This window comes from Acidovorax sp. FW305-C-20-28, assembly GCF_058783375.1.
Map to the genome: position 1 here is coordinate 19,834 of NZ_JBYSYM010000050.1, position 16,924 is coordinate 36,757.

At 69.2% G+C, this 16,924-nt stretch carries 15 protein-coding genes; 5 read left to right on the forward strand and 10 right to left on the reverse strand.

The window, feature by feature from the left end:
- Positions 1-25: 25 nt before the first annotated feature.
- On the forward strand, positions 26-871 hold the full coding sequence (locus tag AC3WOH_RS32500; protein ID WP_492233465.1) for a thermonuclease family protein: 846 nt from the start codon (positions 26-28) through the stop codon (positions 869-871).
- Between the two features lie 12 nt (positions 872-883).
- On the opposite strand, the gene AC3WOH_RS32505 is transcribed toward AC3WOH_RS32500, so the two are convergent.
- Complete coding sequence (locus tag AC3WOH_RS32505; protein ID WP_492233466.1) at positions 884-1,633, reverse strand: GntR family transcriptional regulator; 750 nt, start codon at positions 1,631-1,633, stop codon at positions 884-886.
- Between the two features lie 113 nt (positions 1,634-1,746).
- On the opposite strand from AC3WOH_RS32505, the gene AC3WOH_RS32510 reads away from it, so the two are divergent.
- The 3 genes from AC3WOH_RS32510 to AC3WOH_RS32520 are packed head-to-tail and all read left to right on the forward strand — an operon-like array spanning position 1,747 to position 4,611.
- Positions 1,747-2,616, forward strand: a complete 870-nt coding sequence (locus AC3WOH_RS32510) for a fumarylacetoacetate hydrolase family protein (RefSeq protein ID WP_492233467.1) — start codon at positions 1,747-1,749, stop codon at positions 2,614-2,616.
- Positions 2,617-2,659: 43 nt separating this feature from the next.
- Complete coding sequence (locus AC3WOH_RS32515) at positions 2,660-3,634, forward strand: tripartite tricarboxylate transporter substrate binding protein (RefSeq protein WP_492233468.1); 975 nt, start codon at positions 2,660-2,662, stop codon at positions 3,632-3,634.
- On the forward strand, positions 3,631-4,611 hold the full coding sequence (locus AC3WOH_RS32520; RefSeq protein WP_492233469.1) for a VOC family protein: 981 nt from the start codon (positions 3,631-3,633) through the stop codon (positions 4,609-4,611). Before AC3WOH_RS32515 ends, AC3WOH_RS32520 begins: the two co-directional genes overlap by 4 nt.
- Positions 4,612-4,619: 8 nt before the next feature.
- On the opposite strand, the gene AC3WOH_RS32525 is transcribed toward AC3WOH_RS32520, so the two are convergent.
- The 5 genes from AC3WOH_RS32525 to AC3WOH_RS32545 all read right to left on the reverse strand — a co-directional run bounded on the left by AC3WOH_RS32525 (position 4,620) and on the right by AC3WOH_RS32545 (position 9,044).
- Positions 4,620-5,705, reverse strand: coding sequence for a mechanosensitive ion channel family protein (locus AC3WOH_RS32525; protein ID WP_492233470.1), 1,086 nt, complete (start codon positions 5,703-5,705; stop codon positions 4,620-4,622).
- Positions 5,706-5,876: 171 nt separating this feature from the next.
- Positions 5,877-6,875, reverse strand: a complete 999-nt coding sequence (locus tag AC3WOH_RS32530; RefSeq protein ID WP_492233471.1) for a Bug family tripartite tricarboxylate transporter substrate binding protein — start codon at positions 6,873-6,875, stop codon at positions 5,877-5,879.
- Positions 6,876-6,922: 47 nt separating this feature from the next.
- A complete protein-coding gene (locus tag AC3WOH_RS32535) occupies positions 6,923-7,516 on the reverse strand; it encodes a VOC family protein (RefSeq protein WP_492233472.1) in 594 nt (197 codons plus the stop codon).
- 26 nt (positions 7,517-7,542) lie between these two features.
- Entirely contained in the window at positions 7,543-8,403 is an 861-nt protein-coding gene (locus AC3WOH_RS32540; protein WP_492233473.1) for a fumarylacetoacetate hydrolase family protein, read from the reverse strand.
- Complete coding sequence (locus AC3WOH_RS32545; RefSeq protein ID WP_492233474.1) at positions 8,400-9,044, reverse strand: FMN-dependent NADH-azoreductase; 645 nt, start codon at positions 9,042-9,044, stop codon at positions 8,400-8,402. Before AC3WOH_RS32545 ends, AC3WOH_RS32540 begins: the two co-directional genes overlap by 4 nt.
- A 134-nt stretch (positions 9,045-9,178) precedes the next feature.
- Here AC3WOH_RS32545 and AC3WOH_RS32550 point away from each other — a divergent pair, with 134 nt between their 5' ends.
- On the forward strand, positions 9,179-10,081 hold the full coding sequence (locus AC3WOH_RS32550; RefSeq protein ID WP_492233475.1) for a LysR family transcriptional regulator: 903 nt from the start codon (positions 9,179-9,181) through the stop codon (positions 10,079-10,081).
- Positions 10,082-10,098: 17 nt separating this feature from the next.
- On the opposite strand, the gene AC3WOH_RS32555 is transcribed toward AC3WOH_RS32550, so the two are convergent.
- From AC3WOH_RS32555 to AC3WOH_RS32570, 4 genes are all read right to left on the reverse strand, one after another.
- The gene (locus AC3WOH_RS32555; protein ID WP_492233476.1) at positions 10,099-12,222 is read right to left on the reverse strand and encodes a hybrid sensor histidine kinase/response regulator; all 2,124 of its coding nucleotides are present in this window, start codon (positions 12,220-12,222) and stop codon (positions 10,099-10,101) included.
- 147 nt (positions 12,223-12,369) lie between these two features.
- Entirely contained in the window at positions 12,370-15,021 is a 2,652-nt protein-coding gene (locus AC3WOH_RS32560; protein ID WP_492233477.1) for an excinuclease ABC subunit UvrA, read from the reverse strand.
- A gap of 83 nt (positions 15,022-15,104) precedes the next feature.
- Entirely contained in the window at positions 15,105-15,896 is a 792-nt protein-coding gene (locus AC3WOH_RS32565) for an SDR family NAD(P)-dependent oxidoreductase (RefSeq protein ID WP_492233478.1), read from the reverse strand.
- Positions 15,897-16,207: 311 nt separating this feature from the next.
- Complete coding sequence (locus AC3WOH_RS32570; RefSeq protein WP_492233479.1) at positions 16,208-16,693, reverse strand: CZB domain-containing protein; 486 nt, start codon at positions 16,691-16,693, stop codon at positions 16,208-16,210.
- Positions 16,694-16,924 lie beyond the last annotated feature (231 nt).

Below are 16,924 nucleotides of genomic sequence, written 5' to 3' on the forward strand. Positions count from 1 at the left end.
ATCACATTTCAGAGGAGAACCGGCGATGATCCAGGCACGAGCGACCCGTGCGGGCCACCATTTTTCGGCCATGGCCCTGGGTGTGGCAGCCCTGCTGTCCAGCACCGCCCTGCTGGCTGAATCACCGCCGCCGGTGTTGCCGGAGACGGCGGTCAAGCCTCGCCCCGCGTCCTGCGAGAACGCCCAGGTGCTGCGCGTGATCGATGGCGACACCCTGGTGGTGGCGGGCGCGCAGGGCACCGAAAAGCTGCGCATCAGCCAGATCTCTGCGCCCAAGAGAAGCCAGCGTTCCGGCCCCTATGCGCTCGCCTGCCTGCAGAACTTGGCGGCCGGCAAGCCGGTCTCCCTGTGCCGTGACGGGCGCGACCGCTACGGCCTGGCCCTGGCCAACCTGGCGGTGGATGGCAAGGACCTGGCCTCCTCCCTGGTGGAAAAGGGCTGTGCCCACCCGTACTTCAACTACCTGGAAGCCGGCAGCCCGCTGCCGGCGCTGCACGGGCACTACTGGATGAACCACGACCCCCTGCCCGTCGATACGCCGGAGGCGGCTGCACCGTGGGTCTACCGGGCGACATCGGTCCCGGTGCCCGTGCTCGCCAATGGCCAGACGCCCATCCAGGTATCGAGCAGCACGCTGGCCAAGCCCGTCAACCGCTTGCTGGACTGGGCCGAATTCAGGTTCGATGCCCTGCTGCAGGGTGGCTCCGGCACCCAGGCTGTGGGCACCGCTGGCGATGGCTACCGCTGCTACAGCAGCGGCCAGTGCCTGGGCCTGCTCGATGGCGCTGTGGTGTTCCATGACGGGCAGCAGATCCGCACCCTGCTGCCCGCGGCCGACGCGCTGCGCGCGGCACAGGCCGACGGCTACTGAGCCGGCCGGGCGCTAACGCCCGCCCACGGCCGCCCGCCCCGCCGACAGCCCTTTGCTGGCCGCCAGCGCCAGCTCGGTCGTCTGCTGGAAATGCTGCTGCAGCAAGGCCGTGGCACGCGCCACGTCGCGCGCCAGCGCGGCCTCGACGATGGCAGTGTGCTCGGCCGGGATGTCGCGCTGCACGGGCTGGGCGGCGGCCTTCTCAGCCGAGCCACCTGGCGCCGCGGCCGAGAGAAAGCGGTAGCGCGTGAAGCGCTCGCGCAGGTTGGCGGCCAGCTCCAGCAGCACGCGCGAGCCGCAGGCCGAGAGCAGTGCGTCGTGGAAGGCCATGTGCGCCTCGTCCCACTGGGTGGACAGGGCCGCCGGCATGCCGGGCTCGCGCAGGGCCAGGCGGTTGAGCTGGTGGTGGGCGGCCACCACGCGCGACTCCCAGGCCACATCGCCCTGCAGCACCGACAGGCGCAAGGCCTCGGTCTCCACCAGCACCCGCGCCCCCGATATCTCCGCCAGGTCCTGCGCCGAGGCGCTCGCGACCTTGAAGCCGCGCTGGTCCTCGGCCTGCACGAAGCCGCTGCTGGTCAGGCGCGAGAGCGCCTCGCGCATGGGGATGGGGCTGGCGCCGTAGCGCGTGCACAGGTCCTTGATGAGCAGCTTGGAGCCCGGGGCGAACACGCCGCCCACGATGTCCATGCGCAGTTGCGCCACGAGCGACGAGGTGCGGGTGGTGGGCGCGGTCGAGAGAGTTTCAGTCGCTGTGGGCATGGGCTTTGCGCCAGTGGGGCCGGCGGGTTTTGGAAATTATAGGGTTTGCACTAACATATACTTTTCATTGAAATATATATATTTCTTCCATCCACGCAACCCGGACCATCCCCATGAAGCTCTGCACATTCACCCTCCAAGGTTCCCGCCGCCTCGGCCTGCTCGACGGCGAGCAGGTCCGCCCCCTGCCCGCTGACGTGGCGCGCGATGTCGGCGACTTCGTGCGCCAGCTGGCCGCTGGTGCCAGCCGCGAAGAACTGCTCGCTGGCGCAGGCGCGCCCGTGCCGCTGGCCCAGGTGCAGTTCCTGCCCCCGGTGGTCGCGCCCGAGAAGATCATCTGCGTGGGCCTGAACTACCACGACCACACCAAGGAGAGCGCCTACGCCCAGCCCGACTACCCCACGCTCTTCCTGCGCCTGACCACCAGCCTGTGCGCCCACGATGCTCCCATCGTGCGCCCGGCCTGCAGCGACAGCCTGGACTACGAGGGTGAGCTGGCCGTGGTGATCGGCACCGGTGGCCGCCACATTCCGCTCGACCAGGCGCTGGACCATGTGTTCGGTTACTCGGTGTTCAACGACGGCTCGGTGCGCGAATACCAGTTCAAGACCCCGCAGTGGACCGTGGGCAAGACCTTCGACGCCACGGGCGGCTTCGGCCCGGCCGTCGTCACGGCCGACGAGCTGCCGCCCGGCGCGCGTGGCCTGAAGCTGGAAACCCGCCTGAACGGCCAGACCGTGCAGTCGGCCAATACCGACGACATGGTGTTCGATGTGGCCACCTTGGTGCACGTGATCAGCGAGGCCATCACCCTGAGCCCAGGCGATGTGATCGTGGCGGGAACGCCGGCCGGCATCGGCTGGGCGCGCTCCCCCCGCCTGCTGATGCGCGACGGCGATGTCTGCGAGGTGTCCATCGAGCGCATCGGCACGCTGCGCAACCCCATCGCCGACGAGGTGCTGGCCCACGCCGTGGCCGCATGAACGTGGCTGCATGAGCACACAAGAACGACAGGAGACAACCGCCATGAACCGCCTGCTTGCCCCCTTGGCCATTGCCGCCGCGCTGCTGGCCGCCCCACCCGTGCACGCCCAGCTGGCCGGGCGCACCGTCAGCATCATCGTGCCGCAGCCCGCCGGCAACCCCACCGACGGCGTGGCGCGCAAGCTCCAGCCGCTCTTGCAGAAGGAACTGGAGCAGACCGTGATCGTGGAGAACACGCCCGGTGCGGGCGGCTCCATCGGTGTGCAGAAGGTGCTCAGCGGCCAGGCCAACACCGTGCCGGTGCTGATCGCCTCGCAGACCGAGCCCATCCTCACGCCCTTCACCATCAAGGGCGCGCGCTACAAGCCCGAGGACTTCCGCGCCATCGCCCTGGTGGCGCGCCTGCCCTACATCCTGGTGGCGCGGCCGGGGCTGGCGGCTAGCACCCCAAGCGAGCTCGCGGCGCTGGCCAAAAAGTCGGCCACACCGCTGAGCTTTGGCAACATCGGACCCGGCTCCATGATCCACCTGCTGGGCGAGCAGTGGGCGCGCAAGACCAACGTCAAACTCAACCAGATCTCCTACCGCGGCGTGCCGCCCGTGACGCAGGACCTCATGGGCGACCAGATCGATCTGAGCTTCCTGCCGCTGGGCGGGGCCACGCTGTCGATGATCCAGTCGGGCAAGGTCAAGGCCATTGCCAACTCGGCCGCCACGGCCCACCCGCAGCTGCCGCGCCTGCCCACCATCGCGGCATCGGACAAGGCGCTGTCGGACTTCGTCTACGGCACCTGGATCGCGCTGCTGGTCCCCACCAAGACCCCGGCAGACGTGGTGGAGCGGCTGAACAAGGCGCTCACCACTGCCATGAAGGACAGCGATTTCCAGGCCTACGTGAGTACCAGTGGCATGGAACTGGCCACGGGCAATACGCTGCGCGAGCTCGACAGGTTCTATGCTGTGGAGACCCAGCTGTACCAGGGGCTGGCCAAGGACATCGGCGTGACCGCTGAATGAGCACCACGACGCACAACGACAGGAGACAGACCGTGACGACCTCACCGCCCCGCCCCGCCATCCACTCGGTAGACGAGTTCGTGCTGAGCGTGCCCGACCTGGCCGTGGCGCGCCACTTCTACACCAGCTTCGGCCTGGACGTGCGCGATGAAGAAGGCGGCGCGCTGGCGCTTTACACCCATGGCCACCCGCACCGCTGGGCGCGCGTGCTGCAGGGCGACGGCGGCCCCAAGCGGCTCGAATGGATCAGCCTGGGCATCCATGCAGCCGACCTGCCGCGCTTTGACGACCTGCTGCATGCGCGCGGCATCCCCCGCCTGGCGCCACCCGAGGGTGCCGACCCGTCGGGCCTGTGGCTGCAGGGTCCCGATGCGCTGCCCATCCAGCTGCGCGCAGCGCCCAAGGTGTCGCCCGATGCCCCAGGCCCGCGCGATGCACCGCCCGCGCCCGCCAACTTCGGCCGGGCACCGAGCCGCAGCACCGCGCAGGCCACGCGCCCGCTGTACCTCTCGCACATCCTGCTGTTCACGGCCGATGTGCCCGGGGCGCTGGACTTCTACACCGGCGTGCTGGGGCTGCAGGTATCGGACCAGTCGGCCGGCATCATCGCCTTTTTGCACACGCCGCATGGCAGCGACCACCACCTGATCGCCTTTGCCAAGTCCAACGCGGGCGGCCTGCACCACAGCAGCTGGTGCGTTCCCTCGCTCGACGCCGTGGGCATGGGCGCGCAGCAGATGGTGAACGCCGGCTACCCCGATGGCTGGGGCCTGGGGCGGCATGTGCTGGGCTCGAACTACTTCCGCTACGTGCGCGACCCCTGGGGCAGCTTTGCCGAGTACTCGTTCGACATCGACTTCGTGGCGCCCCATGCGCAATGGCCCGCGGCCGACCACCCGCCCGAGGATTCGCTCTATGTCTGGGGCCCCCATGTGCCCGAGGACTTCATCGCCAACCATGAGCCGCCCCGCGGCTGACCATCTGCCTACATCCCTTGCGGCGGCATCTGCAGGCTGGCCGCCGCAGGGCTTGCGGGCTGCTGCGGCGCCCGCACCTGGGGCAGGCAGTCGGGGTATTCGCGCTGGATGAAGGTGACCAGGGCCTCGCGCACGCGGCAGCGCAGGTCGAAGGCCAGGCCCGAGGAGCGGGCCGAGACCAGCACCCGGATCTGGATGGTGCGCTCGGTCACGTCGGTGAGCTGCAGCACGCTCACGCGCTTGTCCCATTCGGGGGCCGTTTCCAGCACGCGCTGGAACTCGGCGCGCAGCGGCTCCAGCGGCAAGGCGTAGTCGGCATACAGAAACACCGTGCCCAGGATCTCGGAGCTGGTGCGCGTCCAGTTCTGGAACGGGTGCTCGATGAACCACTGCAGCGGAATGATGAGCCGGCGCTCGTCCCAGATCTTGAGCACCACATAGGTGCCCGTGATCTCCTCGACCCGGCCCCACTCGCCCTCGATGATGAGCACATCGTCGATGCGGATCGGCTGCGCCAGCGCGATCTGCAGGCCGGCGATCATGTTGCTGAACACCGGCCGCGCGGCGATACCGGCAACGAGGCCCACCACCCCGGCCGAGGCCAGCAGGCTGGCCCCCACCTGGCGCGCGCCCGGGAAGGTCATGAGCATCATGGCCAGGCCGGCCATCACCACCGCCGTCATGGCGGTGCGCGATAGCACGCGGGCCTGCGTGGCGATGCGCCGGGCGGTGAGGTTGTCCTCCACGTCGGCCGGGTGCTTGGCGATCACGCCGTCGGCCAGCCCGCCGATGGCCGCGACCAGCAGCCAGCAGGTGCCCGCAATGACGGCCAGGCCATTGAAATGCCGCACCGTGCCGATATGGCGCAGGTCATCGCTGGCAGCCTGCCACACCAGCTGCAGCGCGATCAGCGGCAACAGCAGGCGCACCACGGGCACACAGGCCTCGAACACCGTGCGCAGCACCAGCACATGGCCCGTGGCGCGGCGCAGCACCACGGCAGCGATGCGGTGCACGATGGCCGCCGCAATGACCGCCGCCACCGCGACGATGCCGGTGTGCGCCCAGGAGGTGGGGTCGAACCAGTCCATCATGCGCCCGCCCCCAGGGGCTGGATGCCAGGGAAGAAGGTGGGGGTCGGTCGGCTGCTGTCCGGCAAAAGGTGGCTCCCTAAGGGGTGATGGCACAGAGCACCCATTGTGGAAAATTGCTGCACAGCAGCATGTCAGCCAATGCCGACAATGCGCAAGCAGCTCGCAGCCAGGTCAATCAAGCCGGATGTTGTTGCTCTTGATCAACTGCACCGTGGCCCGGGCCTCGCGGTCCACCACGGCGGCAATCTGCGGCTGCGGCGTGGCGATGGACTCGGTGCTGGTGTCGTAGAGCATCTGCGCCAGCGCAGGCTCGGCCGTCACGGCGCGGAACAGGCCATGCAGCCGCGCCACCAGCGCATCGGGCAAGCCCGATGGCCCCCACACGCCCACCCAGGTGCTGAACTCCAGGCCCGGCAGCGTCTCTGCCAGTGTGGGCACCTCGGGCGCGATCTTGCTGCGCACGGGCCCGGTGTAGGCCAGCACGCGCACCTTGCCGGCACGCATGTGGGCAATGGCCGAGCTTGGCGGCTCGAAGCCGATGTCCACCACGCCCGCCAGCAGGTCGGTGATGAAGCTGCCTTTGTAGGGCACATGCTGCAGCTCGATGCCCGCGACGTTCTGCATCTGTTCGGTGAACATGTGCGAGGTGCTGCCGGGGCCATGCGAGGCGTAGTTCACCATGCGCGGCTTGGCCTTGGCCATGGCGATCAACTCCTTGATCGAACCGGCCGCAAAGCCTGGCCGCGCCAGCAGGAACGAGCCGCCGCCATAGAGCTGGGCAATCGGCACCAGGTCCTTCTGCGGGTTATAGGGCAGCTTGGGGAACAGGAAAGGCGTGGTGGTGAAGGTGGCGCCCACGGTCATGAGCAGGGTCTGCCCGTTGGCGGGCGCCTTGGCCACCACGTCGGTGCCCAGCATGCCACCCGCGCCGGGCCGGTTCTCCACGATCACCGGCGTGCCGATGCGCTTGCCCAGGTGCTCGGCGTAGAGGCGCGCCATGGGGTCGATGCCCACACCGGGTGGCGTGGGCGTGACCAGGCGGATGGGTCCGTCGGGCCACCTGGCCTGGGCCCGGGCGGGCAGCACACCCGCCAGGGTGGCTGCGCCCAGTGCGCCCAAGGCGACCCTGCGGCGGTCGAGTACGACAGGCCGGTCGAATGCATCTTGCATGTCTTGTCTCCAGATACTTGTTGTTGGTGTCTGCCCAGCCGGGAATCTCAGGCTATGTGCATGTCCCACGGTGTCTTGCCCGGCGGCAGCGGTGGCCGCGCGGTGAGCGCATCCAGCGGCTCACCGGCCTCGTAGCGCGCGATCAGCGCCTCGGGGTCGAACAGGATGCCCATGAAGTTCTCCTCGTAGGCGCCCGAGGCGAAGAAAGCGTCGAGGTCCGCGTTGGCCGTGAACACGTCGTACTGCAGCTCCACCCGGTTGCCGTCGGGGTCCTTGTAGTACAGGGACACGGTGGGGCCGTGGTTGATGGTCCAGTACGGCAGGATGCCCGCGGCCTTAAGCCGGCGGAAGGTGGCCAGCAGGGCATCCAGTGTGGGATAGGTGAAGGCCAGGTGCTCCAGCCCGCCCGCGCCGTCGTTGGCCGGCGTGAGTTCGGGCCGGCCGATCAGGCCGATGCGGTGGTGCTCGTCGTCGTAGGTCAGAAAGCACAGCATCTCGTTGTCGAACGCGGGCCAGCCCTGCAGCACCGTGAGGTACCAGGTGCGCGAGCGCGGCAGGTCGGCCACGCGCAGCACCACATGGGCCAATTTGGCGGGGCGGATGGGATGCGTGGCGGCATCGGGCAGGGTGCGGGCTTGCATGGGGTTTGTCTCCTGTACTTTTGTTTTCATGGTTCCGCGATGACGCGGTTCTCGATGGCGCCGATGCCCTCGATCTCCACCCGCACCACGTCGCCCACCTGCAGGTAGCGTGGCGGGTCCATCAGGCCGCCCACGCCGGCCGGGCTGCCGGTGGTGAGCACGTCGCCCGGCTCCAGGGTGAAGGCGGTGGTCAACTCCACGATCATGTCTTCCACCCGGTAGGTCATCTCGCGGGTGTTGCCGTCCTGGCGCAGCTCGCCATTGACCCAGGTGCGCAGGCCCAGGGCATGCGGGTCGGGCAGCTCGTCGCGCGTCACGATCCAGGGGCCGAAGGGGCCGTGCGTGTCGAACGACTTGCCCAGCGTGTGCGTGGGCGATCGCATCTGCCAGTCGCGCACGCTCAGGTCGTTGGCCACCACGAAGCCGGCCACCATGTCCATGGCGTCCTCGCGGCGCACATGGCGGCAGCGCCGGCCGATCACCACGCCCAACTCGCCTTCGTAGTCGAACTCGTGCGAGATGCGCGGCAGGTGCACCGGGTCATAAGGACCGTTCACACAGGTCACCTGCTTGTTGAACCAGGCCTGGCCGGGCGTGCGCACCAGGTTGATCCTGCGCGCCTCCGCCAGGTGCGAGGGGTAGTTGCCGCCCAGGCCCAGGAACTTGCGCGGCGCGGGGATGGGCGCCAGCAACTGCACGGCGGCCAGGTCCAGGCGTGGCGCGCTGGCGGCGGTGCCGCGCGCCCAGTCCAGCCCCGGCTGGCCCAGGGTGATGAGTGCCATCAAGTCTGCAGGGGCGCCAGCAATGGCGCCCACGTCGGCCAGCGTGGAGCCCTCGACCACGCCATAGCTGGCCCGGCCACCGGTGGTGAAACTGGCGAGCTTCATGGTGCCACCGCCTCCTGCACCGCAAACAGCTGGGCGATGGCGGCGCGGGCCGAGGCCAGGGCGGCCTCGCGCAGCTCGGGGCCGCGGTTCACGCCCTCGGCTCGCACCACGTCGATGTGGGTGATGCCCATGAACTGCAGCACGGCCATGAGGTAGCGCTCCTGGAAGTCCTTGTCCAGCATCTGCGGCGGGGTGCTGTAGATGTTGCCGCGCGAGGACGCAATGACCACGCGCTTGCCGCCTGCCAGGCCGCGCGGGCCCTGCGGCGTGTACTCGAAGGTGCGGCCGGCCTGGGCCAGTGCATCGATCCAGGCCTTGAGCTGGGTCGGCACGCCGAAGTTGTACATGGGCGCGCCGATCACGATGGCATCGGCCGCCAGGAACTCGTCGAGCAAGGTGTTGAGCTGGGCCAGGTCGGCCTGGCCCTGGGCGCTGGCGGGCTGGCTGCGCTGGCGCAGCGCGGCCATGGTCTCGGGCGTGAGCTGGGGCGGCACGGTCACGGCCAAGTCGCGGTAGGTCACGCGCACGGTGGGCTCGGCCGCGCGCCAGGCGTCCACCGTTTCGCGGCTCAGCAGGCGCGAAACGGAAGCCGGGCCGGCCAGGCTCGAATCCAGGTGGAGGATGTGGAAGGCAGAGGTCATGAGGGTAGTTGGACGAACGATGGAGGCCCGATGATGGGCGCGCACTTCGTTCCACTCAACGGGGTCTGGTGCAACGCATCGTTCTTCTGATGGAACGACAATGGCACGCATGATGGATGCGGGAGGCACATCCTATGGAAGACCTGAATGACCTGATGTTCTTTGCCAAGGTCGTGGAGCACGGCGGCTTCAGCGAGGCCGGGCGGCGCCTGGGCGTGCCCAAGTCGCGGCTGAGCCGGCGCATGGCCGTGCTCGAAGAACGCATGGGCGTGCGGCTGTTGCAGCGCTCGCCGCGGCGCATCACGCTGACCGGCGCAGGCCAGAGCGTCTACGAGCGCTGCCGCACGCTGGTGGAGCTGGCCGAGTCCACCCACGAGCTGGCGCGCCAGGCCGCGGCCACACCGCAGGGCGAGGTGCGCATCAGCTGCCCCATCACGCTGGCGCAGGTCTGGCTCACGCCCATCCTGCCGGGCTTCATGCAGGCCTGCCCGCTGGTGCGCCTGCACGTGACGGCCACCAACCGCCGCGTGGACCCCATCGAGGAGCGCATGGACGTGGTGATCCGCGTGCGCCGCCCGCCCCTGCCCGACTCGGACCAGGTAGTGCGCAAGCTCGGCGAATCGACCGACGTGCTGGTGGCCAGCGCACGCCTGTTCGAGACCGTGGCGCCACCTGAGGAGCCCGAGGACATCGCCCGCCTGCCAACCCTGTCCTGGCCCGGCCGGGGTGAACGCGTGGGCTGGAGCCTGGCCAGCGCCGAGCGCGCGCTGGAGCTGCAGCACGTGCCCCGGCTGGTCACGGACGACATGTTCGCGCTGCGCGAGGCCGCCCGCGCGGGCATGGGCATCGCCCTTCTGCCGCGGCGCATCTGCCAGGCCTACATCCGCGAGGGCCGGCTCATCCAGGTGCTGCCGCAATGGACTTCGCCGCGTGCGGACGTGCTGGCCGTGTTCACCAGCCGGCGCGGCATGGTGCCCGCGGTGCGCGCCCTGCTCGACTACCTCGACCGCAACCGCGAGGACGATTCCGACGCCTGAAGCCTGACGCCTGGCGGCTACTGCGTGATGCGCGCGATCGCCACGTGCAGCATCTGCGGCGTGCAGGGCTTGGGGAGCACGTCGAAGCCCATCTGGTGGATGTGGTCCAGTTGCTCGGCGTAGCCCGTCATGAGCAGCAGCTTCTGCGCGGGCCAGGTCTGGCGGATGTGGCGCGCCAGGCCCACGCCGTCGATCTCGCCGGGCATCACCACGTCCGACAGCACCAGATCGGGCCGCTCGCCCTCTTCCAGCAGCGTGCGCGCCTTGGCCGCGCGGTCCACGCGCGTCACGCGGCAGCCCAGGGATTCAAGGATGGGCACCAGCGAGGCGGCCACCTCGTCGTTGTCCTCCACCACCAGCAGGCGCTTGTCCAGCGGCGCCAGCGGCGGCGCGGGGTTGGCATCCTCGCGCACCGCCTGCGGCCGGGCGCTCGGGAAGTACAGGCGGATGCGGGTGCCCGTGCCCAGCGTGCTGGCGATCTCCGCGCGCCCGCCCATGCGCTGGCACATGCCATACACCTGGCTGAGCCCCAGGCCCGTGCCCTCGCCCACGGCCTTGGTGGTGAAGAAGGGCTCGAACACCTTGCCAAGCAGTTCCGGCGGGATGCCGCTGCCCGTGTCAGCCACCTCGACGAGCACCATGGCAGGCATGCCCTGCCCGGCTTCGCTTTCGCTGGCATTGCGCGCGCGGATCACCAGGCTGCCGCCCTGGAGCATGGCATCGCGTGCGTTGATGGACAGGTTCAAGAGCGCCAGCTCCAGCTCCGCCAGATCCAGCACCACGGGAGCGGTGGCCGGGTCCACCTGCACCTCCAGCTGGATCTGGCTGCCCAGCACCGGCGCGATCAGGTCCTTGGTCGGGGGCAACTTGTCCTGCAGCACCACATGCTCGGCCACCAAGGGCTGGCGGCGCGAGAAGGCCAGCAGCTGGCGCGTGAGGTTGGTGGCCGACTTGACGGCCCGCGCCATGGAGTCGATCTGCCGCGTACCCACCTCGGGCACGGTGCGCCTGAGCAGGTGCAGGTTGTTGCTGATGACCATCAGCGCGTTGTTGAAGTCATGCGCCACGCCACCCGTGAGGCGGCCCAGGGCTTCGAGCTTCTGCGCCTGCAGCAGGGCCTCCTCGGCACGGCGGCGCGTGGCGATCTCCTTTTCCAGGCTTTCCGTGGTCTGCAAGGCGGTGCGCGCATTGCGCAGCGCCATGCGCGCAGCGAAGAACAGCGCGGCCACGGGCAGCGCCCCCAGGGCGAACAGCGCCCCCAGCTGGCGCAGCACCTCGTTGCGCAGCGAGGTCAGGTTCATGCCCGTGCCCACGTACAGCGGGTAGCTGCCCACCTTGCGGTAGGCGATGATACGGTCCTGCCGGTCTACCGAGGAGATGCCGCGCATCTGCGCCGAGGCTTCGCCCTGGTGCAGCCGCTGCATCACCGGGCTGTCGGGCGCCAGTTGCTCAGGCGCCTTGTCGACCAGGGGCCAGCGGGTGTAGATGGCCCCGTCCTCGCGGAACAGGTTCACGGCCAGGCCGGGCTCGTCGGCCACCAGGTCGCTGTAGAAGTCCTGGAAGTACGAACTCAGCAGGCTGACGTTGATGACCCCGCCGAACTGGCCATTGTGGTCCTCATAGCCGATGCTGATGTCGACGATCTTCTCCTTGGTGGTGCGCGTGACCAGCGGCCCCGAGATGTAGCGCTGGCCCGGCGGCCGCAGGCGGTGGAACTGGAAATAGTCGCGGTCCGACACATCGAACACCGGCAGTTGCGCAAAGCGGCTGCTGGCAATGGGCTTGCCTTCGGCATCGAAGATCCAGACGGACTGGATCTGCGGCTGGCCCTTGACGCGGGCGAGCAAGGTGGCATGCAGCTCGCCGGCATGGATGCGCAGCTCCTGCGGGCTTCTGCCGCTGACCATGGCCACGACCCGGTCCTGCAGCGCCTCGGATGCCGCCATGACTTTGGAGGCATGCTCGTGCGCCACGCGCAGCGAACGGCTCACGCGCAGCTCGGCCTCCTCGCGCGCATCCGCATAGCCCACGGCCCCGAACGCCAGGTAGATGAACAGCGGCACGGCCACGCTCAGTAGGACCAGCAGGCGCAGCCATTTCACCGAGGCCTGTGCTTGGGACTGGTTGTCTTCACGAGCCACTGCGGTATCCCATGTCGTGGCGCCCGGCGGGGCGCCCGTTGTTGTTCAAGTCCGGCGCAAGCCGGCCGGTCGGAGGGGCGCTCGGCAAAGCCCCCCAAAGTATCAACCAAAAATGCGCTCCCTGGTCGGTGCCGGGCCCGCGGCCTTTCAGCCCAGGCTGCTGGCCAGGTAGGGCGCCGTGCGGCTGCCCTGGCTTTGCGCCACCTGGGCCGGCGTGCCCTGGGCCACCACGCGCCCGCCCTCCTCCCCCGCGCCGGGCCCGATGTCCATCACCCAGTCGCAGGCGGCCACCACACGCATCTCGTGCTCGACCACCACCACGGTGTTGCCGGCCGCCACCAGGCCGTCGAGCTGGACCAGCAGGCGCTCCACATCGGCCGGGTGTAGGCCGGTGGTGGGCTCGTCCAGCACATACAGGGTGCCGCCGCGCAGCGTGGGCCGCTGCAGTTCGGTGGCCAGCTTGATGCGCTGGGCCTCGCCACCGCTCAGCTCGGTGGCCGGCTGGCCCAGGCGCAGGTAACCCAGGCCGATGTCGCGCAGCACCGAGAGCGGGCGCAGCACCTGGGGTTCGCCGGCAAAGGCCTCGCAGGCCGCATCCACCGTGAGGCCCAGCACCTCGGCGATGGACAGGCCGTTCCAGCGGATTTCCAGCGTCTGGGCGTTGTAGCGCGCGCCATGGCAAGTGGGGCATGGGGCATAAACGCTGGGCATGAACAGCAGCTCCACGCTGACGAAGCCTTCGCCCTCGCAGGTGGGGCAGCGGCCCTTGGCCACGTTGAAGGAAAAGCGCCCCGCGTCGTAGCGCCGCTTGCGCGCGGCCGGGGTGGCGGCAAAGAGCTTGCGCACCCCGTCGAACAGGCCCGTGTAGGTGGCCAGGTTGGAGCGCGGCGTGCGGCCGATGGGTTTCTGGTCCACCTGCACCAGGCGGCGGATGTGCTCGCCGCCCGCGCTGATGCGTCCCCCCACGGGCGCAGCCAGGGGGGATGCATCGCCCGCGGGGGCCTCGCCGTCGTCGGCTGGCGGGCCGCCCTCCTCGTCCTCGGCCGCGAGCGGCCGGCCCAGGTGGGCCGACACCAGCTCCAGCAGGGCCTGGCTCACCAGGCTGGACTTGCCCGAGCCCGAGATGCCGGTCACCGCCGTCATGCACCCGAGAGGAAACGCCGCATCCAGCGCGCGCAGGTTGTTGCGGGTGATGCCCTCCAGCCTCAACCAGCCCTGGGGCTGGCGCGGCGCCCGCGCCGGCCCGGTGGCCGTGGCCTCGCCGAACAGGTAGTGCCGCGTCTGCGAGCGCTGCACCTGCGCCAGGCCAGCCGGCGGGCCGCTGTAGAGCACCTCGCCACCCTGCTCGCCAGCGGCCGGCCCCACGTCCACCAGCCAGTCGGCACGGCGCATGGTGGCCACGTCGTGCTCCACCACGAAGAGCGAGTTGCCCGCGGCCTTCAGGCCCTGCAGCGCCGCCAGCAGCGCCTCGCCATCGGCCGGGTGCAGGCCGGCCGACGGCTCGTCGAGCACATAGACCACGCCGAACAGCTGGGACGAGAGCTGCGAGGCCAGGCGCAGACGCTGCAGCTCGCCGGGCGAGAGCGTGGGTGTGCTGCGGTCCAGCGAGAGGTAGCCCAGGCCCAGCTCGATCAGCGCCAGCACGCGCTTGCGCAGGTCGCTGGCCAGGCGCTGGGCGGCAATCACCTTTTCCTCGGACAACCAGGGCGTGCGGTGCACGTCGGGCGCGGCGGCATGGGCGGCTGGCCGATTGCGGCGGGCGCGGCCTGCGGGCGCATCGGGCGCGGGGTCGCCCTCGCCCAGCCGGCCTTCGGCGGCGGGGCGCAGCAGTTCGGCCAGCGCCGTGAGCGGCAGCTGCGACAGCGTACCGATGTCGCGCCCGGCAAAGGTCACCGACAGCGCCTCGGGCTTGAGCCGCCGGCCCTGGCACACCGGGCACAGCGTGCCCACCATGTACCGGGCGGCGCGCTTTTTCATGAGTGCGCTCTGGCTGTGGGCAAAGGTGTGCAGCACATGGCGCCGCGCGCCGGTGAAAGTGCCCATGTAGCTCGGGGTGAGCTTGCGTTTTAGGGCGTCCTTGACCTCGGCCATGCTGAAGCCCGCGTACACCGGCACGGTGGGCTGCTCGTCGGTGAAGAGGATCCAGTCGCGCAGCTTTTTCGGCAGCTTGCGCCAGGGCACATCCACGTCGTGCCCCAGGGTGGTGAGGATGTCGCGCAGGTTCTGCCCCTGCCAGGCCAGGGGCCAGGCGGCCACGGCGCGCTCGCGGATGGTGAGCGTGTCGTCGGGCACCATGGACTGCTCGGTCACCTCGTACACCCGGCCCTGGCCATGGCAGTGCGGGCAGGCGCCCTGCGGGGTGTTGGGCGAAAAATCCTCGGCGTACAGCATGGGCTGGCCGGCGGGGTAGTGGCCGGCGCGCGAGTAGAGCATGCGCAGCGGGCTCGATATCGCCGTGACGCTGCCCACCGAGGAGCGCGTGCTCGGCGTGCCGCGCTGCTGCTGCAGCGCCACTGCGGGCGGCAGGCCGTCGATGCTGTCCACCTTGGGAACGCCGGCCTGCACGATCAGGCGGCGCGCATAGGGAGCCACCGACTCCAGGTAGCGCCGCTGCGCCTCGGCGAACAGGGTGCCAAAGGCCAGCGATGACTTGCCCGAGCCCGAGACCCCGGTGAACACCACCAACGCATCGCGCGGGATGTCCACGTCGACGTCCTTGAGGTTGTGCTCACGGGCACCGCGCACACGCACCATGCCGTGCCGAGAGGGGAAGGAGTCGTCCGGGGAAATGGAAGGCATCGGGGAAGGCGCAGGATCGGTGAAAGCGGCGGCGGCAGGCATCTATCCTAACCAGCGCACGGCATCGGCCCGGCGCGGCCGTGTCAATCCTTCAGCGCCGAACCCGGCTCGGCCATCTTGCGGTGCTGCTCGGCCAGCACCTGCGAGGGCGTAACCTTGGCCAGCACAGCCTGCAGCTTGTTCTTGAAGCCGTGCACCACATCGGCTTCGCCGTCCATCATCGCGGCAAAGCCGACCTTGGCCACATCGGCCGGGTCGGCCTTGCCGTCATCAGCGCCGACCTGGGTATCGAGCATGTCCGCCCGGGCGAAGAATTCCGTGTCTGTGGCACCGGGCATCAGGCAGGTGACGGTGACGCCCGAGTCCTTGAGCTCATTGCGCAGTGCCGCGGCAAACGAGTCGATGAAGGCCTTGCTGCCGTTGTAGACCGCCTGGAAGCTGCCCGGCAGAAAGCCCGCGATGGACCCTGTGATGAGGATGCGCCCCCGGCCGCGTCGGCGCATGGGGTGGCCCAGCTTGTGCAGCAGGTACAGGGTGCCAGTGATGTTGGTGTCGATCACATGTTCGATGTCGCCGAACTCCTGCTCCAGAAAACCCTTGCCCAGGCCATGGCCGGCATTGGCGAGCAGCGCGTCCACGGGGCGGCTGGCAATGGCTTCGACCAGCGCATCCACCCCCTGGCGGCTGGCCAGTTCGGCCTGCACCACCTGCACCGTGGCTCCCAGCATGCGCAGGTCGCTGGCCGCCTGGTCCAGCGCCTGGTCGGCCGCGATCACCAGGTCGAAGCCATTCTCGGCGCAGCAGCGCGCCAGGTGGTAGCCGATGCCGGACGAGGCTCCGGTGACGACGGCGAGGGGTCGGGTGGAAAGGGTCACGGCAGGCCTCCTGAAACGCACCATTCTGGGAGGGCCCGTGGTCCCGGTCCGTCGGCGGCCAGCGCAATGGCCGCGGTGCAACGTCCTACGCCAAGGGGTGGCCTGGCAGCAGCAGGCAGTTGGCAGAAACGCCGCCATGTAGGACAACATGCCGAAACCGGGGAAACGGCTTCTGTCACCCGACCGCCGTGATTACATTGAGCTGCCGTGCATGCCTTGCGTTCTGAGCCGCAATGCATGCACGGTGCAAGCTCCGCCAGGCGCAAGTTTGGCGGAGTTTTGTCTTTGGGGGGAATGCAGGGCGGAAATCTTCAGCGTGCGGCGCTGTTCTTGAGTTCCTTGAGCAGCAGCACCACCTGGTTCGATGCGTGCCGGCAACTGCCGTTCAGCACCTTGTGCGACTGCGCCAGATCGCCGTCCTGGAACAGGCTCACCACGAGGCCCGCCTGCTGGTGAAAGTACTTGTGGCGCGCCACCAGCATCCCGAATGCCGTGTGGTGCCCGAGGCGGGCATGGCCAGCACCATGCAGCCAGCGGCCCAGCCGGCACCGGTGGTCCAGGCAGACCAGCTCCGGGCGCATCACCTCCTGGCTGCGGCCCATGACCATGTCCTCCAGGCGGGCGCGCCAACGCTCGTGCAGGGCAAGGCCGGCATCGATCTCCATCTCCATGGCCAAATGGTCGGCGTACTCGGCATCGAGTACGAGTTCGCTGGCGTTGTCCTCCTGATCCCACCGTGCCTCGGGGCCGGACCTGGCCTGCTCGCGGGCGCGCAGCAGCCGACTGAAAAATCCCATTCCATTCCTCTTGCTTTCTACCGCTGACCATCCAGCTGCAGGCGGGATCGTTGCCAATCCCTGCGCCATGTACGCCGGATGTCCTCGCCACCGGCCGCGCTGCGTGGAGCGGATACTGAAGCAAGCCGTCCTGGAAATCCATAATTCAATTGCACTAGCAGGCTGTTGAATTTCATCCCCGTAAAACCTGGCGTTCAAGAGCATCGTTGTAGATACTGACGACTCCCTCAA